The following is a 23,158-nucleotide window of genomic DNA, read 5'->3' as shown; positions in this document are numbered from 1 at the left end:
GAGGAGAGGGCTGGGTTGTATTTCTGAACAACTGTTTTTTTTAAAGAAAAAGGATACCCCAGCCTCGTCACATCGTTTCATAAATTCTGGACATGACCTCCCGTATTCTCCCGTTCAGGGTAACCTTCAGAACCAGCTCCCGAGCGTTTTCTGCCCGGCCTTCACCGCGAACCCTTCAAGCGCCCTGTCCACCCGCTCGGGTGAGAAGTCGTACCCGTCACAGAGCATCTTTTTGAGCCCTTCAGCATCCGGGTGACCGGCCGTAACCGAATAATCGTCCGTGACAGCCGGGTGGAGGAACATCGCCATGACCGGGGCCGGGTCGAAGTCCGGCAGCTTCTCCTTCAGCTTCCGGGCAAACCCGCCATTCCGGACGATCTTAAGCCCGGTCTTTGCGCCGACTCCTTCGACCCCCGGGTTGAAGTCCGTGCCGATCAGGATCCCGATCTCGATGAGCTGTTCGCGGGTCAGCCGGAGGCCGGCCAGCGTATCGGCAAGCACAATCCGCTCGGGGCTCACCGTGATCTGCCGGCCCCGGATCTTCCGCTTCCCGCTCACGGTCAGGTTCCGGACCAGGAGCGGGGCCCCGAAGAGGAGCGTGTCGTAATCCTGCGAGACCACGTAGTTCGCGTCCCCCTTCGCTACCATGTACGATGCCTGCGCCTCGCCCTCGCCCGGCGCCTGCACTACCGGGATGCCCATAAGCCGGAGCAGTTCCCTGGAGGTCTCCAGGATATTTGCGTCGACCCGGGTGGAGGACCGGGCCTGCTTGTACGCCTCCACTTCATCCCCCCGTTCAAGTGCCTCCTGCCACTTCTCCCCGGCCATATCGCGGATCTTCCGGCGCTCGTCGATCGTCGTCTGCTTCAGCTCCGCCGGCTTCCCGTCAAAGACGAAGACCGGCCTGATCCCTTTCTCCATGAAACTTGAGATCCGGAAGAGTATGCCGGAGAGGTGGGAGGTGACCCGGCCCCTGCGGTCCATCAGCGGTGTCCCGTCCGGCTGCCGGATGATGGTCAGGAACTGGTACAGGGTGTTATTCGCATCGATTGCCGCAATGCCGGGCAGGGCCTCCCATGTCACCGGTGTCTTGTACTCAGCGAGGATATCCCGTAATGCAACACCCATGGCCAGTCACGTCTCCCGATCAGGTATGTGCGCCCGTTATTTGTAGGCACGCCTGGCCATCTCGGCCACGAGCTCGTCGAGGTGGCTGATCGCGAGGTCGTACTTGTCCACCATCCGGGTCGAGATCTCCTCGAGGTTCGTGCGCAGCATACGCTCGCGGGTAACTACACTCTGTTCGAGCCTGCGCATCTTGACCTGGAGCGAGAGGAAGAGCCCCCCGATCGAGAGCATCATCAGGGCGGCGGCGATGGCGATGATCAGGTCCTGCCAGAACCGGAGGATCAGGACCAGCGTGGAAACTACCATTATGACGGTGAGTATGATATCGGGCACGTACTCGCGTATCTCCATGCTTTTAGATGATGAGAGCACACTAATTAAACTAACTAATATTATGCTGATCTGTATCAGCACTCCGGAGATCAATCATGGACACCAAGAACCTCATCCCCCTCCTCGCGATGCCTGCCCTCCTGCTCGCCGTAGAAATCGGGGCACTGCTCCTCTCGCTTCCCGTGCAGGCTTCAGGGATCGTAGCCTTCCAGGACCCCACATCGTATGCCAACCCGGTCATCTTTATTGCCATCATCCTCGCGTTCACTGCGTTCCTGCTCGTGCTGATCAAATACGATCTCAAGAAGGTGATCGGGGCCGTCATCGGGATCTCGATCTTCCTGACGTTCATCTACATATTCATGGCAATTGTCTATGCGGTGATGGGTGAGTCCGACCTGGCAACAGTTATCGTGATCGTCCTTTCCGTGCTCGTTACGGTCATCCTGTATAAATACCCGGAATGGTATATCATCGACGGTCTCGGGGTCCTGATGGGAGCCGGGGTTGCCGCGATTTTCGGAGCCTCGCTCGATGTGCTCCCGGTCGTTATCCTCCTTGCCCTGCTCGCGGTCTACGATGCGATCTCCGTGTACAAGACCAAACACATGATCACGCTCGCAGAAGGCGTGATCGACCAGAAGACCCCGATCCTCTTCGTCATCCCGAAGCGCAGGGATTATTCGTTCATAAAAGAGGGAATCGGCAAAATTGCCGACGGGGGCGAACGGTCAGCATTCATCATCGGCATGGGCGACATGATCATGCCCGCGATCCTTGTCGTCTCGGCAAATGTATTCCTGAAAGGCTGGAGGCTCGCGGGGATGGTCAACCTCCCGGCACTCGGTGCTATTATTGGCTCGCTTGCTGGTCTTGTCGTGCTGCTCCACTTTGTGATGTCCGGAAAACCGCAGGCCGGCCTGCCACCCCTGTGCGGCGGGACGATCCTCGGGTTCCTGGCCGGATGGGCGCTGATGACGGGGATGGGGTAATCTTTTTTGAATTCGGCGAATCCGCTGCAAATGATGCCCATCCAGTTAGATAAGAATATTTGTGAGGGTTCTCCGCCCCAGAGCCTCTCCGAGGCACGGCGGGGCAGATGATTTTTCTGTCTTCTCATATCTGCTTTGAAACCGAATACGGAATTTTTTTTGAGAGAAAAGATCTATAGGAGATCTACTCCGGTTTTAATCCGCCGCGGGGCACCCTTCGGGGCGGCGGCACACATCGCACGTGGGGGTATGGGGTATCAACCCCCATCATCGGTAGAGAAAAACTCTATCTCGTCCGGGGTTTCCGTGCCCGCTTGGGCCTTGCTCTCCGTGCGCCGGTGTCTTCCTCTGCCGGGGCAGCGTATTCGACGATGATAACCTCTTCCTGTGCCGGTGCTTTCGCCTCCGGGTCCGGCCCCCGCAGTGTGGGGACCCGTTTCGCCGGGATCGGTTTGTACGTGAGGAGCTCCGCGAGCACATCGTCGACACCGGTCCCGTCAGCGGTCGACATCGTAGTGTAGCCGTCAGCCGTAATAAGGTCCGACTTATTCGCGACCACCAGAACCGGAACGGTCACCATCGCCTTCACTTCCTCAAGCAGGTGCAGCTGCACCTCCATAGGGTACCCGCAGTGCTCGGACGGGTCGATGATGAAGAGGATCGCATGGGCCACGTTCATGATCGCGGAGAGCGCCTGCTTCTCGATCTGGTTCCGCTCCTCCACGGGGCGGTCGAGAATGCCGGGAGTGTCCACGAACTGGGTCCGGTGCCTGCCGGTATCGCGGTGGCCGACAATGATCCCTTTCGTAGTGAACGGGTACGAAGCCACCTGCGGGTCGGCAGAGGAGACCCGGCGGATGAATGAGGACTTCCCCACGTTCGGGTAGCCCGCAATGACGATGGTGAACTCGTCCTCTACGTTCGGGAGCTGGCGCAGGCCGTTACGTACTTCGTTTAAGAAGATGAGGTCCTTGTCGATCTGGTGGACCATGGAGGCGAGCCGGGCTACGGCCCGCTTCCTGAGGATGAGGGTATCTTCGGCCCTGCGGGACTGCACCGCAATCTGGTTGCCTACCATCTTCGTGTGCTTGGCCGCCCAGCCCACAGCGCCAAGGGACTGCTTGATCTTCTCGATGCCGAAGAGGATGTCGGCCATCTCGCGGTAAAACGGGGAGAGCTCGTTGAACTCGGGGAATCCCTGGATGATCGCTACCATCCGGTCATGGACAGCAGCGCCCACAGCCCGGACGAACTCCTCGTTCGCCCGCTCCTTGTTGGTCTTCTCCTTCATCTTCCTGGCTGCACGGCGGAAACTCCGGTCAAGGATCTCGTCCGCAGTTGGTACCGTCGGCATTTTCTCAAATTCCACAAATCGCCTGCCTAATTATATATTTATTGAACTCCAAACGGTTTAGCGTTATGGACCTGTCCCTGATCCAGAAAGATATCCTCATCACGTTAATCACCCTCTACCACAAGCAGTCGCACTCCATCAAGGGAGAGGATATTGCCAACATGATCCAGAGGAACCCGGGGACAGTGCGCAACCAGATGCAGGCCTTAAAAGCAGTCGGGCTCGTGGACGGGGTGCCCGGCCCGAAAGGAGGCTACATCCCTACGGGGCTCGCCTACAAGGAACTCAACCTGAGCATGAGCGAAGGGGACTACGATGTGAAGATCAGCCGGAACGGGGATGAGGTCCCGGGGGTGAATGTCCAGGAGATCGATTTCACCACCCTTTGCCACCCGGACGTCTGTCATGCACTGATAAAACTGGTCGGCAGCGCCAAGCTGTTCGAGATCGGCGACCAGATCACGATCGGCCCGACCCCGGTCAACAAGCTGCTGATCCGGGGCGAGGTCTTCGGCAAGGACGAGTCCAGGCAGGCGCTCCTGATCACCACGTCCGAGATGATCTCCCTGCCCAAGAAACCCATCAGCACCTACATGTCTGCACCGCTCAAGACCCTGCGGAGCCTGGACTCTCTCCACGATGCCCTTGTCCTTTTCAACCACGAGCACATCCACGGAGCACCGGTCGTTGACAACGGCAGGCTCAGTGGCATCATTACTATGAGCGATATTTCCTGTGCAGTTGAGAACCGGCTCTCCCTTTCAATGCCAGTCCACGAAGTGATGACCACAGCGGTGGAGATAATACCCTCCAACGTGAAGCTCTTCGAAGTGATCCGGCGGTTCAAGGAGCGGGAGATCGGGCGTCTCATCGTCATGGAAGGCGACAAACCTGTTGGCATCCTCACCCAGTCCGATGTCATCCGGGTGTTTCCCTCGCTGTAAGTGCAATAATCTTTAGATAATCCACGCCAAATGCTATTGTGAGGAATCAAGGAATCATGACCGAATTATCCCAGGCTGCAGTAGAACGTATCATCAAGAAAGCCGGTGCCGAACGCGTCAGTGCCGATGCCACAGAGACCCTTGCCGGGCTGATGGAGGAGCACGGCACTTTCCTTGCAAAGGAGGCAAAGAAGATGTCTGACCATGCGGGCAGGAAAACTCTCCGGGGTACTGACATCAGAATGGCCGCTGAAATGTTCAAATAACGTTCTTATCTTTTTATTCTTGAAAAACTCTTTTTTCCCGCCAATTCAGAACAATTTAAATATTTATACATCGTCAATTTTTTTATGACTCGTGTATTTGCCCGAAGCCTTTCAAGAAAAAAGATTATGAGCAACGATGGGAAACTCATCGGCACCCTCAAGAACATCCGGGTGGATTTTGATTCCGGCGTGGTCCAGGAGATGATCGTCCACCCTGACCAGACATTCGCAACCGATGGCTACAATCTTGAAGACGACAAGCTCCTCATCATCCCGTTCGAGTCCGTCAAGGACATCAAGGATTATATTGTTGTTGACCGCTACCTTGCGCGGAAATAAGAGGAATACTTTTTTACGGCTTCCACAAAGCCGTCACCGTATTGTTTTTCAGCAACATATGCCGCTGCTGCCTTTGTCTCCGGGTGGGCATTTGCCACCGTGATCCCGATGCCTGCAGTCCTGAGCATCTGGATATCGTTCACCGAGTCCCCGATCGCAAGGAATTCGTGCGGGGCAAGTCCCAGTTTTCCGGCCAGCTCCACGAGAGCGGTTCCCTTGTTGATGCCGGGTGACTGGAGGTGGATGGCGTAGCCGGTATCGATCACCTGGACGGGGAAATCCGTGAGAAGCTCCTGCACTTCCGTGGCAGGGACCGTGCGGGCAAATGCCAGGTCTGCATGGCGGTATGTCGGGCTGAAGAGCTCCAGTTCCTTTCCCTGCAGGTGATAATGGGCCTGCAAAATTGCAAGGGCTTCCCGGGGAGCCCGCTGATCCCCGATTACCTGGAGGGTGCCGGTATAGCCGATCCGGATCACCCCGCCGTTCTCGGCGATGAATGTCCCCTGCGTGCCGATCATCTTGCAGAGGGCCTCCATGAAGCAGGGGGCATTCCCGCTGGCGAGCACTACGATTATACCCTCGTCTACGAGAGACCGGATTGTATCAATGGATCCCGTATGGATCCTGCGGGACGAATCCGTGATCGTCCCGTCGATATCCGTGAGGAGTGCCTTCAGCACGATTTTAGACCAGCCTCTTCCACCATGAACGGTGCTTCGCCTTCGGGGAGGTTTGGGCTGTCCACGAGACGGGCGATGCGTTTGCCGCCCTTACTCTTGCGCAGGTAGAGACGGAACGTGGCCGTGTGGCCCACGATGTTGCCACCGATCGGCTTCGTCGGGTCCCCGAAGAATACCGCGGGGTTGGACATGACCTGGTTGGTGACGAGTCCCACCGCGTTGTGCTCATCGATCAGCTTGAAGAGCTCGTGCATGTGCCGGTTCAGCTTCTGCTGGCGTGCGGCGAGGGTTCCACGGCCTGCGTATTCGGCCCGGAAGTGAGCAGTCAGGGAGTCGATGATGATGAGCTTGACCGGGGTCCCGTTGTCCTTGAGTTCGGTTGCGAGCTCGCGGGAGTTGTCGATGAGAAGCATCTGGTGATCAGACGTGTGGGCCCGTGCGATATGGATATTGTTCAGGAACTCCTGGGCGTCAGGGATGTCGTCAAGGCCAAGACCGTTGACCATCTGCTCGATACGCTCGGGCCGGAAGGTGTTCTCGGTATCGATGTAGATGACGCTGCCGTTCAGGCCACCCTGCTCCTCCGGGAGCTGGACGTTCACGGACATCTGGTGGACGATCTGGCTCTTACCGGAACCGAACTCACCATACATCTCCGTGATAGCCTGGGTCTCCATACCCCCGCCAAGCAGGGTATCCAGCTCGGGAACGCGGAACGAGAGCTTTCGCACGTCCTTTCGTGCCTCAAATATGTCCTTGCCGGTCTTGAACCCTCCGACATCCGCCGCTTCGCGGGCCGCCTTGATAATCTTCTTTGCCGTGGACTCCGAGATCTCGGAGACTTCGGAGAGTTCGGCAGGTGCTGCCGTTGCTATGCTTTCCACCGAGAGGTACCCGGCTTCGCGGAGTTTCTCTGCAGTGCTCGGGCCTACGCCCGGTAAATCTTCAATATCCAATGGTCCTTCAGCCATTTCTTGTAACACTCCTATGGCACAACAAGATGTTAAAGACTGCCATATAAACCCCCGGACTGTGCGGGGTGAAAGTGTGGGTTTAAGGTCCTGGGCCTTCCGCAAGTTTGTGTATTCGTGCGAGGAGATCGATGGCACTGATCTCTACCGGAATGACCTGCTCCGGAATGATGCGGCTGCCGGCAAGAACCCCGGTCACCTGCAGCTCCGTTCCGACCGGGAAGTTCCCCTCGATCAGGTACCGTTCCTTCCCGTCGTCGATGAAAGTGCAACCCTGTCCCGGCAGGATGGTCCCCCGGAATACGATGGGCTGCGGGGCATCCTTGGGCACCCTGATCACACTGCCCCTGCCTACACCCAGTTCGATATCCCCGGAACGGCCGGGCTTTGCCGGGGCATTATAAATCTCGACCAGATCACCCGGGGCGAGGGGAATAAGGGCATTCTCCCCCCAGAGGACCACGTTCAGTTCATCACTACTATCATGGATTACCACATTCCTGACCCAGGACGGGGTGCCGTTCCGGGTAGTAAATGACCGGGGCTGCTGCACCAGTTTTACTTCGCCCTTCACGGAATACGTCCCCTGGTCGGCGACTGTTGCCAGCGGGGCGAACGGAACGGTTACTGCCGTCCCGGCAGGGGTCACCGTGCTCTTCTCGTCCAGGCTGTAATTGCGCCCTTCCGAGCGGCTGTTCGGCTTCGCGTTCGTGATATGGACCGTGGTGCCCGGCTGCAATCCGGTGAGAAGCTCCGGTTCCCAGGCCACGATCCGGGCCGTTCCCTCAGCATCGCCCAGGATTGCCTCTGCCATCTCGCCGGTCGTCCCGTCCCGTTTTGTGAACGTGCGAACAGGTTCAACAGCGATCACGATCGCGTCCAGGTCAACAGGATCGGTGGAGAGGCTCGCCGAACCGGTACCGGCCTGTGCAGAACAGGAGATCTCGCAGCTCGCTTTCCGGAGGGCCAGTGCATAGATCTCCCTGGTACTCTTGCCCGGGTGGCGGCCGATTACCTCGAGCACCTCACCGACTGCCGTATCGAGCACCGCACCGGCTTTCTGGTCCCAGAGCACTACCCGGGTGGTCCCGGTCTCGTCCCCGAGGAGAATGGTGGCCACCCAGCCCTTCTCCCCGTCGGCACGGTCGAACTCCTTCGGCTCGGTCTTGTCAATAATTTTCCCGAAAAACGAGAAGAGGCTGGACTTTGCAAAGAGCCCCCTGATCTTCACGTGCTCCCGGCCGAGCTCGCCGACCACCATCATCGCGGCCGTGGGCTCGTCCACCAGGTCCCCGCATTCCTCGATCTTCTCCTCTACGCGCCGTTCGAACTCCTCTTTGGTGATGAGGTCATCGACAAGCGCATAGTGAAAGAGTACCAAGGGTGCCTCCGCTTATGCCTGCCAGGGGGGGCGTTCTATCGCAGCCTTGAGATCGTCGATCGTCTCGCCCCTGCGCATGAGACCGGCCTGTGTTCCCTTGAGAAGCACCTCGGGACACCTGGGCCGGCCATTATACTGCGAGGACATTGCATAGCCGTACGCTCCCGCATCAAGAACCGCGATGATATCACCGGCAGCAAGTGCCGGAAGTTTCCGGTCCGGTGCAAAGATATCGCCGGTCTCGCAGATGGGGCCGGTGACCGTGTACTCGGTTGCCAGCGGCTCGTCCGCCTTGTTGGCAACAATGACCTCGTGATAGGAATCGTACATCGCGGGCCGGATCAGGAGGTTGAACCCTGCGTCCACATTTGCAAACCGCTTGTGGGCGGATTTCGTGGAGTTGACCCGGGTGAGGAGGACGGTAGAATCGGCCACGAGCGACCGGCCGGGCTCAACCCATAGTTCGGGTGTAATCCCGCAGGCTTCTACACCCGCTTTGAAGACCGGGATGACCTTAGCCGCATAGTCTTCTGCAGTCGGGGCCGGGTCGGTATCGTGGTGGTACGGGATACCAAGGCCCCCCCCGAGGTCAATGAACTCGAGTTTCACGCCCATCTCCGTGAGCTCCTTTGCGATCCGTACCATCACTTCCGCGGCCCGGGCGAAGGGCTCGACATCGAGGATCTGGGAGCCGATGTGGCAGTGGATCCCGACCGGCCGTATGTGTCTGCAGGCAAGGGCTTCCCGGTACGCTGCGGGGATCTCCCTGTGAGGGATGCCGAACTTGCTCGTCGCAAGGCCGGTCGCGATCTTCGGGTGGGTGGGCACTTCGAGCGCCGGGTTCACCCGGAACGAGACCTGTGCGGTCTTCCCTGCTGCATGTGCAGCTGCATCGAGCTGGTGGAGCTCGTCGAGGGAATCGAGCGAGACCTTCACGTCCTTTTCGACCGCGAGCCGGAGGTCGGCGGGGGTCTTGGAGCTGCCATTGAAGAGGAGTTTCTCCGGGGCCATGCCGGCGCTCAGGGCAAGGTGAAGTTCTCCTGAGGAGAATACATCCGCACCTGCACCTTTTGCCGCCAGCGCCCGCATCAGGGCGAGGTTGCCGTTTGCCTTGGCGGCAAAGAGCACCTGCACCTTCGGGTAGCGGGCGCCGAGGGCTTTTTGGTAGCTCTCGAACTGCTCGATGACCCGATCCTCGCTCGTCACGTAGAGCGGCGTCCCGAACTTCTCCGCTAGTGCAACGCAGTCCTGCCCGTTGATGTGGAGGTGGCCGTTCCGGATGGTGAGATGGTGGGCGAGCCTCACAGTTTCATCCTCCGCATCCGCTCGATCGCTTCCTGAATCCTGGCTACCGGTCGGGTGATTGCGAATCGCACGTAGCCCTCCCCGCTGGCGCCGAAACCTACGCCCGGTGTGGCTACGATTCCTGCCTCGTTGAGGAGCCGGGCAGAGAACGCCATGCAATCCTTCACCGGCAGCCAGACATAGAAGGTGGCTTTCGGGGTGGGGAGATCGAACCCGAGGCTCCGCAGCCCCCTGACCAGCACGTCGCGGCGCTCCTGGTAGATCTTACAGGCGTCCGCTACGCAGTCCTGCGGGCCGCTGAGTGCGGTGATCGCCGCGTGCTGGACCGCGTTGAATACCCCGGAGTCCACGTTCGTCTTGACCCGGCCGAGACCGGCAAGGATCCCGGCATTCCCGACTGCCATCCCGATCCGCCAGCCGGTCATGTTGTAGGTCTTGGAGAGCGAGTGCATCTCGATACCCACTTCCATCGCGCCTTTCGTCCCGAGGAACGAGGGGGCACTGTACCCGTCGTAGGCGATCTCGGAGTACGCATTGTCCGAGACCACGACGATGTCGTGCTCAGTTGCGAAATCGACGACTTCCTTGTAGAACCCCGGGGGTGCGACAGCGGCTGTCGGGTTGTTCGGGTAGTTGATGTAGAGGATCTTTGCCTCTTTTGCCACCTTTTTCGGGATGTCCGCGAGCACGGGAACAAAATTATTCTCCCGCAGGAGCGGCATATCGTGAACTTTTCCTTCAGCGAAGAGGGTGCCCGTGCGGTAGACCGGGTAACCAGGGCTCGGGGCGAGGACATAGTCACCGGGGTTGACAAACGCTTCCGCGATATGGGCGATCCCGTCCTTGGAGCCCATCAGGGCGAGTACTTCCTTCCCTGCATCAAGGGTGACGCCGAAGCGCTTCCTGTACCAGCCTGCCACGGCGCTCTTGTAGGCCGGCATGCCGGCATAGGAGGGGTAGTGGTGATTGTCCGGGTCCTGTGCTGCCTTGCAGAGGGCGGCCACAATGTGGGGAGGCGTAGGAAGGTCCGGATCCCCTACGCCGAGGTCGATGATGTCTACGCCTTTTTTCTGCTGCTCCGCTTTCATCTCGTCGATCCGTGCAAAAAGGTACGGCGGGAGATTGTCCATGCGTGATGCGTACATAGGTACTCTAGTATGGGTGCTGTATTCTATAGAATTTATCTTCCGGCGCACCCGGGGGTCCATTTACGCAGACCTGCGACCCCGGGGAGGACACGGGAATCTGCCCCGGTCCGGCAGAAGAACTATGCTTATTATCCGGCACTCCAACATTCATCGCTATGGTGGAAACCGGAAGCCTTGAGCCGGTACCGGAGATCTGCGTGATCTTCTCAACGGTCCCTGTATTGAAGTCCCAGGAAATTGCCCGGGCACTCCTCGATCGTCATCTTGTAGCCTGTGTGAATCTGATGCCGGTCCGGTCCTGGTACCGGTGGAAAGGCGGGTTCTGCGACGATGAGGAACACCTGCTGGTCCTGAAGACCCGGAAGGAGATGGCGGAGACGGTGATCCGGGAACTGAAAGCATTGCACCCGTACGAAGTGCCGGAGATTATCGTCCTGCCGGTTACGGGCGGGCACCTGCCGTACCTTGCATGGGTGCATGAGGAGACGCAGGAATAATACCGGAAGAAGGCAGCGGGAAATGTGGTTTGTGCGCAAGGTTATTTCGTGGAGACGGGTAAAGACTCTGTACCACATGGCAGGGACTGGTATTCTTGGCAGATGAAACACCCCCCCGGACACTAACCGCACTCCTCGTGCTCGGGTGCCCGCAGGTACCGGTGCAGACGAGTATTGCATTCTACCTTATCAGCCGGTTGAAAAAAGCGGGTATCACGCCCGTCGTCGCCGGCAACAAGGCAGCGAATACCCTGCTTGTCGTCTCCGACCCGGACCGGCATTACCTCGGCGAAGTGATGGACCTTGACCGGGCTGTTGCGATGATCACAGAGAAGAAACGGGATTTCGATCGCTGCTTCGTCTTCATCCACAACGATGCCGGTGTCAGCTATGCTGCTACCATGGGCGTCATCTCCGGGGCTAAACTCTACGCGCTTGTGTATGGCGAGCATTTTGACGAGCAGGTGAAGAAGATCGATTTCCCCTGCACGGTGATAGCAGCCAAGGCAGTCCACAACCCCCTGCCCCTTAAAAAGGCGATTGACGAGGTGGCACCATGGGCTGCGTAGAGTCAATGAATTACGAGATCCTCCTCCGGGATGCAACGTTCAAGGAGTCCCGCGATTTTATCCGGGGCAACTTCAAAGAGTCCATCGATGTCCAGCCCGGGTTCAAGATCTTTGATGTCTACGTGATCGGCCTGCCGCCGATCGCAATCGGTCTTGACGGTGACTTTGTCATTTTCCCGTACACAAAACCGTGCCACGGCACGTTCCTCCTCCGGGTGGAGGACAAGGATGAAGCTGCACGGCTGCGTCTCCTGAAGAAATGATTGCGTACACTCCCTCGGTTTCTGGACCCGGACAGGCGGCAGGAATATATCATAGACTATATAGCGTAATGTGAATGACTAATAGTACTACCGGGGTTTGATTATGGCCAGCAAGGGAAAGATCCTCCTGATGGATGACGAGCAGATCATCCTTGACGTGACTCTCGAGGTGCTCCGGTTTCTCGGGTATGACGTACTGTTTGCCAGGGACGGGGGGGCTGCGATCGAACTCTACAAAAAGGAGAAGAATGCCGGTGTACCGTTCGATGCCGTTATCCTCGATCTCTCCATTCCCGAGGGAATGGGCGGGAAAGAGGCAATCGGGCACCTCAGGGCATTCGATCCCTCCGTAAAGGCCATTGTCTCGAGCGGGTATACGCATGACCCCGCGGTGATCGATTTTTCAGATTACGGGTTCTCGGGCAAGCTGGCGAAGCCCTACAAGATCAACGACATGAAGACCGTGCTGGAACAGCTGATGAAAAAATAAGGGGAACCGGGGTCCCGGTTGCTGCATTACCGTTTTACCGGTTTCGCACTTTTGGCATCAATCTTTGCGACAGCTTCATCCGCTGCATGGCGCACGTATTCGTCCTTGTCGCCCAGAAGTTTCCTTAAGGAGTCCAGGGCACGCCTGTCGCCGATGTTGCCGAGAGCGTCTGCTGCACCCCAGCGGACATACCAGTCCGAATTTTTCAGGGACTGGATCAGGGAGTCAACGGGCGCATCGCTGCCGATTTTGCCCAGTGCCCAGGTAGCCGGGACCTGGACAAACGAGTCAGATTCCTTGAGGGCTTTCCCAAGGCACATCGCTGCCCTTTTATCGCCGATTTTTCCCAGTGCGTCTGCCGCACTCCAGCGTACGTACCAGTCCTGGTCATTCACTGACTGGATCAGCGGCTCCACGGCCCGTCGATCCTTGATCTCCCCGAGAGCCCAGACTGCCCTGACCCTGACCCACCAGAGCTTGTCTTTCAGGGCATAGATCAGGTGGTCGACGGCAGGTTCCCCGATAAGGGAGAGGGCAAAGGCACTTCGCCACTGGACGTCGCTGTCATCCTCCCGCAGGGATGCGATGAGCGGCAGGATAGCCGGCTCCCCGATCTCTGCCAGAACCCGTGTCGCATGCCAGCGGGCATCGTGATCGTTCTCGGACAATACGCGGATAAGCTGGGGAATCGCCGCTTCGCCAATCCTGCCAAGAGCGAGACCGGCGAGCCACCGTACATCCTGGTCACTCTCCTTGAGCGCCCGGATCAGGGGTTTGATCGCAGGTTCACCGATATCCCCGAGTGCAAGTGCTGCCCTCCAGCGGATCCCGAGATTGGGGTGACGGATTGCCTTGATCAGCCCGTCCATGTCCATACCGCTTGTCGTGTGCAGGTAATACGCCTTCTTGTCTTCACCCAGGCGATTTGTGTTCATGTGTTTCACCTCCTTGTTCGTGTATGGTTGTACCGGGTTCTCCGGTTGTACTGTTGGAGTAGTCCTGACACCCCGGATTTTAATAAAACCGCAGCATCATCTCACGTAAGAAAATATGGTACTCTGTGTAATGTTGATGAAGGTTGTAACCCTATTTGAATATAACTATATGAATGGTCGAAGTACCGGATGGCCCGTCGTGGCGTGCAGCAAGATCCCGCACCGGTTCCTGCCACGCATGTGATCTGTCCGTTAGCGTTATGCCAAATTATATACCTCCCCCGGCATGATCAGAACATACGGAGAACCGGTATGAAAGAATTATCTGTCCTGATTGGCGGCAAGGCAGGCGATGGTATCAACAGTGCCGGGGCAATGGTCGCCCAGCTCCTCGGTCACATGGGCTATCACATCTATCTGTATTTTGATTATCCATCCCTCATCCGGGGAGGCCACAATTTTGCAGTGATCCGGGGTGCCGGGACCAGCATCGGGACCTGCCGGGAGAATGTGGATTTTCTCCTGGCCTTAAACCAGGAGACGGTGCAGCGCCACCGTGACCATATGAACCCCGGCGCTGCGATCATCTTTAACGCGGATCTCGTGAAGGGGGAGGGGCAGGGCGTTCCGGTTACGTCTATACTCCACGAAGAACAGGCACCCGCAATCATGGGCAATTCTGCGCTGATCGGCGGGTTTGCAAAAGCGGCAGGCATCCCCTGGGAGACGGTTGAAGCAGTATTCAGGTCCCATATCCCCAGGGGTACTGACCTGAACCTGAAGGTGGCACGGAAAGCGTACGACCTGCTTTCCACCGTGCACCCTGTCGAACCGTGCAACAGCCCGGGACTACCGCTCCTTTCCGGGAACGAGGCGATCGGTCTCGGTCTTGCGATGGGGGGACTTGAAGCCTATGTCTCGTACCCGATGACACCCTCATCGAGCATCCTCCATTTTCTTGCCGAAGAGAAAGAGAAGCTGGGAATTACCGTTGTGCATCCGGAGAACGAGATCTCTGTGGTGCTCATGGCGCTCGGGTTTGCCTATGCGGGTAAACGCTCTGCCGTAGGGACCTCCGGCGGAGGATTCTGCCTCATGACCGAGGGACTCTCGCTTGCAGGGATGGCAGAACTTCCGCTCGTATTTGTCGTCTCGCAGCGTACCGGGCCGTCCACCGGGCTGCCGACGTATACCGGCCAGTCAGAACTCCAGTTCGTGCTCACCGCCGGCCAGGGAGAATTTCCCCGGCTCATTGTTGCCCCGGGCGATGCTGAGGAAGCACTGTACTGGTCTGCCGTTGCCATGAACATTGCATGGAAATTCCAGGTCCCGGCGTTCATCCTGCCCGACAAGACCCTCTCCGAAGGCAGCTACAGCGTCAATAGTACCAGTATCCCCCCGGTAAAACGGGAAGACCCCGGTACCGCAGATCAGGGCTCCCGGTACAAACGTTATACCGATACGCCCGCAGGCATCTCACCCCTGGCATATCCGGGGGCAAAGGAGGCCGTGGTAAAGGTGAACAGTTACGCCCACGATGAAGCCGGGTATACGACGGAGGAAGCGGATATGGTGGACCTGATGACCAGGAAGCGCCTGCGCAAGTGGGACGGGCTGATCGCGGAGATGGAAGGATATCCCCAGGTGAACAGTTCCGGACCCGCGGGCACATCAGCTGCCATGCTCTGCTGGGGCTCCACAAGGGGAGTATGCCGGGAAGTCGCCGGCACCCTGGGCCTGCGGGTGGTCCAGCCGGTGGTCCTCTCACCGTTCCCGATGACCGCACTGAATGCGGCACTGAATGGCGTAACGACAGTGATCTGCGTTGAAGAAAATGCTACCGGCCAGCTTGCAACCCTCGCCGAACGACACGGGATTGCGATCCACAAGAAGGTGCTGCGGTATGATGGCCGGCCGTTCACGTACGAGAGCCTGCTTGCCCGGGTGAGGGAGGTACTCCCATGACCGGCCGCCCGATTATCACGGATATCCAGAACACCTGGTGCCCGGGGTGCGGCAATTTCAGCATCCAGCACACCCTCAAGAATATCCTCGCCGATATGGAGAAGGAGGGGCGATCACTGGATGACGTGGTCCTTGTATCGGGTATCGGCTGCCATGCAAAGATTGCCGACTACCTGAATATCAACAGTTTCTACTCGCTCCACGGAAGGACAATCCCCGTAGCGACTGGTATCAAGCTGGCAAACCCCCGGCTCACGGTCATCTGCTGCTGCGGCGACGGGGACTGCTATGCCGAAGGGCTGGACCACCTCCTCTTTGCGGCAAAACGCAACCTCGACATCACGGTCATGGTCCACAACAACCGGGTCTACGGGCTCACCACGGGCCAGTATACTCCCACATCCCCCCTGGGATTCCGGGGAAAATCCACACCCATGGGAACGGAAGAGTTCCCGTTCAATCCCCTCGAACTGATGCTCGCGAGCGGGGCAACCTACGTGGCCCGCGGGTATACGAAGAAGATGGACCAGCTCAAAGGCCTTATCCGGGAAGGGATCGATCACCATGGCTTCTCGTTCATCGACGTCCTCCAGATCTGCGCCACGTTCTTCCCGGCAGCAGACTACTACACCCCAAGGGTCTACGATCTTGCGGATCACGATCCGGCACAGTTCATGGCCGCCTGCACCCGGGCCCGGGAATGGGATTACAACGGGGATGCAAAGATCCCCCTTGGCGTGTTTTACCGGGCCCGCTTCCCGACGTTTGACGACCGTATGGCGCAAATAGAGATGGGGCAGGACCAGCGCGATGCGGCAGTCCGCGGGATTATGTCGTCGCGGGAATAAACCCGTTTTTTAAAACTGATGAAACCCTGACCGTGAATTATACATCGGAAGACGACACACCCGTCCTAACAGCGATGTGATGGCATGACCAGAAACCCCGGGACCGGCCCTGTGGATGTATCAGCTGTTCACCTGCCGGCATCCTTCACCATGGTGATCCGTTTTCTCGTCATCCCTGTACTCGTTTATGTTATCTGGGTACTCGAGATCTTCCTGTTTGGCGGCGTCGTGCATCTCTTCCCTTCACCCACAGCCCCCGCACTCGTTCTCTATACGCTGGTGGCATGCATTCTCATGGGACTGATCCTTCCTGTCTTTCTCATACGCAGGGCGTTCATCTCGGGTGCCATCACTATGTTCCAGTTCGGATTCCGATCCATGATCCGGACGATTTTTGCGGTGGCCCTTACCTGCGTTATGTTGTACGGGTGTGTTCTGCTGTTCAGTCCCCCCGGTCTTGACCAGAAGGTATTTGTGCAGAGTTTCCTTCTCATGGTTCCAACGGGTATCTCCACAGCCATGATCTGCTGGGTGGTGGCAGGAACCCATGTTCAGGCGCTGGTCCGGTACGGCGGGCCCGTGATCTCTATCCCTGTCGGCATCGTGGTAACCGGTATCCTCTTTGGCATTGCCATGCTTGTAATGGTGCCGGTGCAGCATTCCCCGGATCTTTTCACCCTGTATCTTGGTGCCGGCATGCTCATGGCAGTCTTCTTTTTTGCGGTCCGCGATATCTATGCCACGGGCATTGCCGTAACGGGATGCATGGTATTCTTATTCTCCGGCAGTATTCTCCCTGCGGAAATTTCCATGGTGCTGCCCTGGGTATATGCTGCAGCGATTGTGACGGCCGGCGTGCTGGTGGGAATCCACAGGTATCTGTCCCTGCGTTTTGTAACGATACAAATTCCCCGGAAGTAACCCACTTCCTGCAGGCAGAGATCATGTCATGCCCATAATATGGGCGGAAAATAATACTGCTGTTTTTATCTCTCATTTGACATTTCGTGCATGGAAAACCATTTCCCGGGATAAAAAATCTTATACGGACGCCCGCTGAAAATACACGTATGAATGAGAACCTCAGGTTTGGAATGTTTCTCTGCCTTCTTGTCATTGCCGCTGTGCTTATCGCAGGCTGTTCGGACCAGTCGGATAATTCCGTGGCAACACCCGCAACTACTGCTGCCCCTACGGCAAAATATATCGCAGGGGATATCATTGCGAAGACAAATGCCGGCGGAGACCAGCTGTATGTGATCAGGAGCTATGATCCGGCAACGGACAAGTATACACGTGCCTGGATTTACCAGAATTCAGACGGTACCTGGGGGCACTTCATTAACACCGTGACCGATACCATGGACCGGAGCGTGATTGAGAAAGTGTACCCGGTCAAGATCGCGCATGTTACGCTCTCGGCAATTCCCGTTGTCACCCCCACGGTAGCAGCGGTCCCAAACGTCACGTACGTCGGTGCCGGACCGTCAATCTCCAATATCACGCCGGCCAGCGCTGCAAAGGATGCCACGGTTACCGTCACGATCACCGGGAACAATTTCCAGACCGGTGCGGTTCCCAAGCTGATCCAGCCCGGAAGTGCAGCAGTTACCGGCACTGCGGTTTCGGTCTCCTCCACTTCCATCACGACGACATTCAACATGTACCAGAAGGATGAAGGCGACTACAACGTCATCGTGACCAACCCTGACGGCAGGTCGGATATCCTCCAGAATGCGTTCAACATCGGGAATGCACCCCCGGTGGTCAGCGATATTGCACCGGATACTGCAGCCATGAACAGTACCGAAGCGACGTACACAATCGACGGCCAGAATTTTGCGGCAGGTGTATCTGTGTCCTTCCTGCAGGGATCCACGATAATTCCCTGCGTAAACCCGGTAACCGTTGATTCCACGAAGGTCACCTGCGGCCCGATCGCATTTACCGTTGAGCAGGGTGCAACTATAGGGCTGTGGGATGTAAAAGTACTGAATATTGGTGATGCAACGAGCGGGACCCTGACCCAGAAGTTCACTGTCACAAACTCGACATCATCTTCATAACCTCATCCCATTTTGCTGCATTTTCCGGGGAGGATCGCAATTGTCCTGTTTCTGCACACCCCTTCTGCAGGTCCTGATCCCCTCTTCATCAACCCTGACATTACGGTGTGCTCACCGCAAACTATTAACTCACCAATCGAAAAAGTAGATGAGAATGCTGGAATCTGTCATATCTCCTACTGTTTTTGCCTATGTCATAGTCCCGCTCCTGATCTTCTGTGCCCGCGTCTGTGACATGAGCCTTGACACGATCCGGGTTATTTTTATGTCAAAGGGGATCCAGTACCTTCCGGCATTCATCGGGTTCTTCGAAGTGATCATCTGGCTCATTGCCATCGGGCAGGTGATGAACAACCTGACCAATGCCGTATGTTATATCGCGTATGGGGCAGGGTTTGCCACCGGGACATTCGTCGGGATGACCCTTGAGGAGAGACTCTCCCTGGGCCTTACGAGCGTTCGCATCATCACCAAGGAAGACCCGGCAGAACTCATGCAGTTTTTACGCTCCAACAATTACGGTGTGACGAGTATTGACGGCGAAGGCGGTACCGGCAAGGTCAAGATGGTCTTTACCATCATCAAGCGGCAGGACCTCCCGCACGTGATCGGGATCATCAAGGATTTCCACCCGAACGCATTCTACTCCATCGAAGAAGTGAAATCTGTTGCCGAAGGTGTCTTTCCGGAGCGGAACTCCCACCGGTTCTTCCGCTGGATCGACTCGCTCAGCTACAGCCCGAAAGGAAAATAGTGTTCCGGATCGTCGTGGTTAAGGGCAGTAAATCTCCCGCAGGACAAGATCCGGGTGATCATCGTGCCACCCGGGCCCTCACCGGTATATATATGCCGGTATCAGGTCCCGGGGACAAGCGGTACTGCAGGGACGAACGCGCCGGTTGTCAACCGTTCACCGTACCGGACCAACCTGCGACCAATACCTTCTTTTTGTTCAAGGCTAACGATGACTAAAAGGAAAACGTATGCCGATACAACGGGTCCATGTGGAAAATTTCAAGAGTTTCTCTGAGTTTGACGTCGATCTGTCACAGTTCAATATCGTTATCGGCTCAAACGCGGCGGGCAAGTCCAACTTTATTGCCGTCTTCCGGTTCCTGCGGGACATCGCTACCCTCGGGATTGTCAATGCCATCGCCCTCCAGGGGGGTGCAGAATATATCCGGAACACGAAGATCGGGACCGACCGGGATCTTATCGTAAAAGTCACTTACCTGCCGGACCCCACGGTATTTGCTGAGACCGGCCGGGAAGATTCGCGGCCCCCTGACATGAAGAACTGTGAATCCTCGTATGAATTTGCACTCCGGTTTACCGGGGATGGCGACGAATTTGTCATTACAAAAGACCAGCTCGTGATAGTCTGTGATGTGACGGCATGCGAACACCGTGACGGGAATGTGGCCGGGACGACACCGGTTGGCAGGGGTGAGATCATTGTCTCGAGCGTAAACGGGGAGATCGCGTACGAAGTCCGGATCCCTCATGGATGCACGCTCCGTCCGGATGAGATCATCCCGGCCTTCTTCCTTAACAAGAGACTGCCGGAGAAGACACTCCTCCTCGAGACCATGTACGGATCCCCGCTGCCGCACCTGGAAAAATTCTTTGACCGGATCGCGGTCTATGATCTCGATCCGAAACTCCCGAAGAAAGGTGCCGTGATCACCGGCAGGCGGGAACTCGAAGAGAACGGCAGCAACCTGGCCCTCGTGGTCAAGAAGCTGATCGAAGACCCTGAAAAGAAACGGAAATTCTCCAACCTGCTCCGGGACATCCTCCCGTTCGTTGAGGACTTCTCCGTGCAGAAGTTCATGGATGTCTCGCTCATCCTGACCCTTCGCGAGCGGTATGCGAAGGGCCGGGATCTCCCTGCATTCTCCCTGTCCGATGGGACAATCACTATCTTCGGCCTTATCATTGCTCTCTATTTCGAAGAGAAACCGTTCATCATTATTGAGGAGCCGGTCAGGCACATCCACCCGTTCCTCGTAGCCCGGGTGATGGGTATGATGAAGGAAGCATCGCGGAACAAGCAGATCATGATCACCACCCACAGCACGGAGGTGGTCAAGCATGCGTTCCTCAACGACATCCTGCTGATCTCCCGGGACAGCGGGGGTTTCTCCATTGTCTCGCGGCCCTCAGATAAGGAAGAGGTCAGGACATTCCTGGAGAACGAGATCGGTATTGAGGAACTGTATGTCCAGAACCTGCTGGGAATGTAAATGAAACGGCGTCTCTTCATCATGGTCGAAGGGCAGGACGACGTGCGGTTCTTCGGCCGCATCGTCAAGCCCCTCCTGGCACCACGGTATGATTCCGTGGAGATCATTCCCTACGCCTGTATCAAGCGCGACAAGGTGAACCGGTTCCTCCAGAGCGTCCGCCAGATGAATAATGATTACATCTTTGTTGCCGACATCGATTTCGAGCATTCTGTCAGGGACAAAAAACAGATCCTTTATTACCGGTTCAGCAATATCGACAGCAAAAGCATCGTAATTGTCATAAAGGAGATCGAAAGCTGGTATTATGCGGGCATATCAGGAGACCTGGCACGGGAACTGGGTATCACCGACCCTGCATCCACCGACGAGTTGACAAAGGAGGACTTCAACCGCCTCATCCCCCGGAGATTTGATTCCCGTATCGACTTCATGTTCGAGATCCTCAAGTCATTCTCCATTGAGACTGCGGCCCGCAGGAACCACTCCTTTGACTTTTTTGCCAGCAGGTATTATCTGCAGCAGCCACCGGAACCCTGATACCGGCAATCCCGCCTGCGTTCCTTTATGCCTGTTGATCACGGGCCATGTTGTCCGTATCGGAATCATTTTTTAATCGCCCTGCCACTCTTGTACTATCCAGATTCCGGACAGGGTGTTGATTCTGAGGGTACGGTATGTGTGCAGTATCTGCGGGCATGTGTATGATCCGGAGAAGGGGGAGTCCTCCTGGAAATTCCCCGGGAATCGATTTTTCAGGAACTTCCCGGTGACTTCCCGTGCTGTGTATGTTTTGCATCAAAAGATAAATTCTGCAGGGATGGCTGATGGCAATGGTATCACGTGAAATTACAAAAGGGGTCTACTGGGTCGGGGCACTCGACTTCGACCGGCGGATCTTTGACGAACTGATCCCTCTTCCGGACGGCACGAGTTACAACTCGTACCTGGTCCGGGGAAGTACAAAGACGGCACTGATCGACACGGTCGATCCGGCAAAAGAGGAGGACCTGATCCTCAACCTGATCCGGCTCGGGGTGGACCGGATCGATTACGTGGTCATCAACCATGCCGAGCAGGACCATTCGGGTTCGCTCCCGATGATCCTTGAGATGTACCCCGGGGCAAAAGTGGTGACGAACGAGAAATGCAAAGACCTTCTCGTATCCCTCCTGCAGATCGACGCCGGGTCTGTCACGGTGATCAAGGACGGGGAGACACTCTCCCTTGGGGATCGGACCCTCCAGTTCTTCCTCACCCCCTGGACCCACTGGCCCGAGACCCAGGTTACGTACCTGCAGGAGGATAAGATCCTCTTCCCCTGCGACCTGTTCGGGTACCACGTCGCCTCAAGCGACCTGTACGTAACCGACGAGGCAGATGCCTACCGGTCCGCGAAACGGTATTATGCCGAGATCATGATGCCGTTCCGGAACAGTATCCGGGGGTATATAGAGAAGGTCCGGGCCCTCCCGCTTGAGATGATCGCACCGAGCCACGGCCCGATCCACCGCAACCCGAAGTTCATTCTCGATGCCTATGCTGAATGGGTCTCGGACGACGTGAAAAACGAGGTTGTAATCCCCTATGTATCCATGCACGGGAGTACAAAGAAGATGGTGGAGCACCTGACGGCCGCGCTCATCGAACGGGGCATCAGGGTCAAACCATTCAACCTCACGCACACCGATATCGGGGAGCTGGCCCTCTCTCTCGTGGACGCGGCAACAGTCGTTGTCGGAACGCCGACCGTCCTCTTCGGCCCCCACCCGCAGGTGGTCTATGCCACGTACCTGGCCAATGTACTGAAGCCCAAAGTCCGGTTTGCCACGGTAATAGGGTCATACGGGTGGGGCGGCAAGTCGGCCGAGACCATCGTGAAAATGCTCGACCATGTCAGGGTCGAGGTGCTTGAACCCGTAGTGATCAAGGGTGCCCCGGACGAGGCCGCCATGGTTGCACTCGACCGGCTCGCGGACGAAATATTGAAGAAGCATAAGGAAAGTAACATCGTGTAAGTATGGAGGAACTATGACAAACCTGTATGAAGTCTACAAATGTGGAGTATGCGGGAACACCACCCGGGTCATTCATGCCTCGGGCGGGACCATGGTCTGCTGCGGCCAGCCCATGACCCTCATGCCGGAGAAGACCGAGGATGCGGGCAAGGAGAAGCATGTGCCGGTTGTCGAGAAGTCGGCAAAGGGTATTATCGTTAAAGTCGGGTCCGTTCCCCACCCTATGGAAGAGAAGCACTATATCGAATGGATCGAAGTCCGGTACGGCGGGACGGTCTATATCCATGAACTTAAACCGGGCGACAGGCCTGAGGCCGAGTTCTGCGTCCCGGATGTCACGGTCAAGGCCCGGGCATACTGCAATGTTCACGGGCTTTGGACGAACAAGGCGTGAGACGCCCTCCCTTTTTTAATCCCGCA

At 57.1% G+C, this 23,158-nt stretch carries 27 protein-coding genes; 18 read left to right on the top strand and 9 right to left on the bottom strand.

The features are described from left to right. Nucleotides 1-126: 126 nt before the first annotated feature. Complete coding sequence (fen, locus tag WBL42_RS10105; RefSeq protein WP_424721144.1) at nucleotides 127-1,128, bottom strand: flap endonuclease-1; 1,002 nt, start codon at nucleotides 1,126-1,128, stop codon at nucleotides 127-129. 36 nt (nucleotides 1,129-1,164) lie between these two features. Beyond that, nucleotides 1,165-1,479 (bottom strand): hypothetical protein, encoded by a 315-nt coding sequence (locus tag WBL42_RS10100; RefSeq protein WP_424721143.1) that lies wholly within the window; start codon nucleotides 1,477-1,479, stop codon nucleotides 1,165-1,167. 77 nt (nucleotides 1,480-1,556) lie between these two features. Between WBL42_RS10100 and WBL42_RS10095 the strand changes: the two genes are divergently transcribed. Further along, nucleotides 1,557-2,453 (top strand): presenilin family intramembrane aspartyl protease PSH, encoded by an 897-nt coding sequence (locus WBL42_RS10095; RefSeq protein WP_424721142.1) that lies wholly within the window; start codon nucleotides 1,557-1,559, stop codon nucleotides 2,451-2,453. 286 nt (nucleotides 2,454-2,739) lie between these two features. Here WBL42_RS10095 and WBL42_RS10090 read toward each other — a convergent pair whose 3' ends face one another. After that, nucleotides 2,740-3,807, bottom strand: a complete 1,068-nt coding sequence (locus WBL42_RS10090) for an NOG1 family protein (RefSeq protein WP_424721141.1) — start codon at nucleotides 3,805-3,807, stop codon at nucleotides 2,740-2,742. Between the two features lie 65 nt (nucleotides 3,808-3,872). Here WBL42_RS10090 and WBL42_RS10085 point away from each other — a divergent pair, with 65 nt between their 5' ends. The 3 genes from WBL42_RS10085 (at nucleotide 3,873) to WBL42_RS10075 (ending at nucleotide 5,356) form a co-directional block, all read left to right on the top strand. Continuing rightward, nucleotides 3,873-4,751, top strand: a complete 879-nt coding sequence (locus tag WBL42_RS10085; RefSeq protein WP_424721140.1) for a CBS domain-containing protein — start codon at nucleotides 3,873-3,875, stop codon at nucleotides 4,749-4,751. Nucleotides 4,752-4,807: 56 nt separating this feature from the next. Continuing rightward, complete coding sequence (locus WBL42_RS10080; protein WP_424721139.1) at nucleotides 4,808-5,017, top strand: histone family protein; 210 nt, start codon at nucleotides 4,808-4,810, stop codon at nucleotides 5,015-5,017. Nucleotides 5,018-5,101: 84 nt separating this feature from the next. Next, on the top strand, nucleotides 5,102-5,356 hold the full coding sequence (locus tag WBL42_RS10075) for a PRC-barrel domain-containing protein (RefSeq protein ID WP_424721138.1): 255 nt from the start codon (nucleotides 5,102-5,104) through the stop codon (nucleotides 5,354-5,356). Here the strand turns inward: WBL42_RS10075 and WBL42_RS10070 are convergent. The 5 genes from WBL42_RS10070 to WBL42_RS10050 form a co-directional block, all read right to left on the bottom strand. Continuing rightward, entirely contained in the window at nucleotides 5,338-6,036 is a 699-nt protein-coding gene (locus WBL42_RS10070) for a phosphoglycolate phosphatase (protein WP_424721137.1), read from the bottom strand. The two genes, WBL42_RS10075 and WBL42_RS10070, sit on opposite strands and share 19 nt — an antisense overlap. Next, nucleotides 6,030-7,007: a DNA repair and recombination protein RadA gene (gene radA, locus WBL42_RS10065; protein WP_424721136.1), complete on the bottom strand. Its 978-nt coding sequence runs from the start codon at nucleotides 7,005-7,007 to the stop codon at nucleotides 6,030-6,032. The genes WBL42_RS10070 and radA overlap by 7 nt, the downstream gene beginning before the upstream one ends. 82 nt (nucleotides 7,008-7,089) lie before the next feature. Next, on the bottom strand, nucleotides 7,090-8,388 hold the full coding sequence (locus WBL42_RS10060; RefSeq protein ID WP_424721135.1) for a nucleic acid-binding protein: 1,299 nt from the start codon (nucleotides 8,386-8,388) through the stop codon (nucleotides 7,090-7,092). 12 nt (nucleotides 8,389-8,400) lie between these two features. Then, nucleotides 8,401-9,693 carry a diaminopimelate decarboxylase gene (lysA, locus tag WBL42_RS10055; protein ID WP_424721134.1) on the bottom strand — a complete coding sequence of 431 codons (1,293 nt, stop codon included), beginning with the start codon at nucleotides 9,691-9,693 and terminating at the stop codon, nucleotides 8,401-8,403. Then, a complete protein-coding gene (locus WBL42_RS10050) occupies nucleotides 9,690-10,838 on the bottom strand; it encodes an LL-diaminopimelate aminotransferase (RefSeq protein WP_424721133.1) in 1,149 nt (382 codons plus the stop codon). The genes lysA and WBL42_RS10050 overlap by 4 nt, the downstream gene beginning before the upstream one ends. A gap of 158 nt (nucleotides 10,839-10,996) precedes the next feature. On the opposite strand from WBL42_RS10050, the gene cutA reads away from it, so the two are divergent. From cutA to WBL42_RS10030, 4 genes are all read left to right on the top strand, one after another. Then, nucleotides 10,997-11,338 (top strand): divalent-cation tolerance protein CutA, encoded by a 342-nt coding sequence (gene cutA / locus WBL42_RS10045; RefSeq protein WP_424721132.1) that lies wholly within the window; start codon nucleotides 10,997-10,999, stop codon nucleotides 11,336-11,338. A 95-nt stretch (nucleotides 11,339-11,433) separates the two neighbouring features. Continuing rightward, nucleotides 11,434-11,907: a DUF1890 domain-containing protein gene (locus tag WBL42_RS10040; RefSeq protein ID WP_424721131.1), complete on the top strand. Its 474-nt coding sequence runs from the start codon at nucleotides 11,434-11,436 to the stop codon at nucleotides 11,905-11,907. Then, nucleotides 11,895-12,170, top strand: coding sequence for a DUF1894 domain-containing protein (locus WBL42_RS10035; protein ID WP_424721130.1), 276 nt, complete (start codon nucleotides 11,895-11,897; stop codon nucleotides 12,168-12,170). The genes WBL42_RS10040 and WBL42_RS10035 overlap by 13 nt, the downstream gene beginning before the upstream one ends. A 103-nt stretch (nucleotides 12,171-12,273) precedes the next feature. Continuing rightward, nucleotides 12,274-12,660, top strand: coding sequence for a response regulator (locus tag WBL42_RS10030; protein ID WP_424721129.1), 387 nt, complete (start codon nucleotides 12,274-12,276; stop codon nucleotides 12,658-12,660). A 26-nt stretch (nucleotides 12,661-12,686) separates the two neighbouring features. Here the strand turns inward: WBL42_RS10030 and WBL42_RS10025 are convergent, their stop codons facing one another. Beyond that, nucleotides 12,687-13,595 (bottom strand): HEAT repeat domain-containing protein, encoded by a 909-nt coding sequence (locus WBL42_RS10025; protein WP_424721128.1) that lies wholly within the window; start codon nucleotides 13,593-13,595, stop codon nucleotides 12,687-12,689. 312 nt (nucleotides 13,596-13,907) lie between these two features. On the opposite strand from WBL42_RS10025, the gene WBL42_RS10020 reads away from it, so the two are divergent. The 10 genes from WBL42_RS10020 to WBL42_RS09975 all read left to right on the top strand — a co-directional run bounded on the left by WBL42_RS10020 (nucleotide 13,908) and on the right by WBL42_RS09975 (nucleotide 23,132). Beyond that, the gene (locus WBL42_RS10020) at nucleotides 13,908-15,560 is read left to right on the top strand and encodes a 2-oxoacid:acceptor oxidoreductase subunit alpha (protein ID WP_424721127.1); all 1,653 of its coding nucleotides are present in this window, start codon (nucleotides 13,908-13,910) and stop codon (nucleotides 15,558-15,560) included. Further along, on the top strand, nucleotides 15,557-16,408 hold the full coding sequence (locus WBL42_RS10015; protein WP_424721126.1) for a thiamine pyrophosphate-dependent enzyme: 852 nt from the start codon (nucleotides 15,557-15,559) through the stop codon (nucleotides 16,406-16,408). Before WBL42_RS10020 ends, WBL42_RS10015 begins: the two co-directional genes overlap by 4 nt. A gap of 84 nt (nucleotides 16,409-16,492) precedes the next feature. Further along, nucleotides 16,493-17,329 carry a hypothetical protein gene (locus WBL42_RS10010; RefSeq protein WP_424721125.1) on the top strand — a complete coding sequence of 279 codons (837 nt, stop codon included), beginning with the start codon at nucleotides 16,493-16,495 and terminating at the stop codon, nucleotides 17,327-17,329. A 149-nt stretch (nucleotides 17,330-17,478) separates the two neighbouring features. Continuing rightward, a complete protein-coding gene (locus WBL42_RS10005; protein WP_424721124.1) occupies nucleotides 17,479-18,474 on the top strand; it encodes an IPT/TIG domain-containing protein in 996 nt (331 codons plus the stop codon). A gap of 154 nt (nucleotides 18,475-18,628) precedes the next feature. After that, nucleotides 18,629-19,228, top strand: coding sequence for a DUF2179 domain-containing protein (locus WBL42_RS10000; RefSeq protein WP_424721123.1), 600 nt, complete (start codon nucleotides 18,629-18,631; stop codon nucleotides 19,226-19,228). A gap of 229 nt (nucleotides 19,229-19,457) precedes the next feature. Beyond that, a complete protein-coding gene (locus WBL42_RS09995; RefSeq protein WP_424721122.1) occupies nucleotides 19,458-20,720 on the top strand; it encodes an AAA family ATPase in 1,263 nt (420 codons plus the stop codon). Continuing rightward, a complete protein-coding gene (locus WBL42_RS09990; protein WP_424721121.1) occupies nucleotides 20,721-21,260 on the top strand; it encodes a hypothetical protein in 540 nt (179 codons plus the stop codon). It abuts the gene before it with no gap. 115 nt (nucleotides 21,261-21,375) lie between these two features. Next, complete coding sequence (locus WBL42_RS09985) at nucleotides 21,376-21,567, top strand: rubredoxin (RefSeq protein WP_424721120.1); 192 nt, start codon at nucleotides 21,376-21,378, stop codon at nucleotides 21,565-21,567. Then, nucleotides 21,554-22,738, top strand: coding sequence for an FprA family A-type flavoprotein (locus WBL42_RS09980; protein WP_424721151.1), 1,185 nt, complete (start codon nucleotides 21,554-21,556; stop codon nucleotides 22,736-22,738). Before WBL42_RS09985 ends, WBL42_RS09980 begins: the two co-directional genes overlap by 14 nt. A gap of 13 nt (nucleotides 22,739-22,751) precedes the next feature. Continuing rightward, entirely contained in the window at nucleotides 22,752-23,132 is a 381-nt protein-coding gene (locus tag WBL42_RS09975; RefSeq protein ID WP_424721119.1) for a desulfoferrodoxin, read from the top strand. Nucleotides 23,133-23,158 lie beyond the last annotated feature (26 nt).

It is taken from the genome of Methanoregula sp. (genome assembly GCF_049686655.1).
Taxonomy (GTDB): domain Archaea; phylum Halobacteriota; class Methanomicrobia; order Methanomicrobiales; family Methanospirillaceae; genus Methanoregula.
Note: the sequence above shows the minus strand (reverse complement) of the source record. Positions and strands in the feature narration are given on the sequence as shown.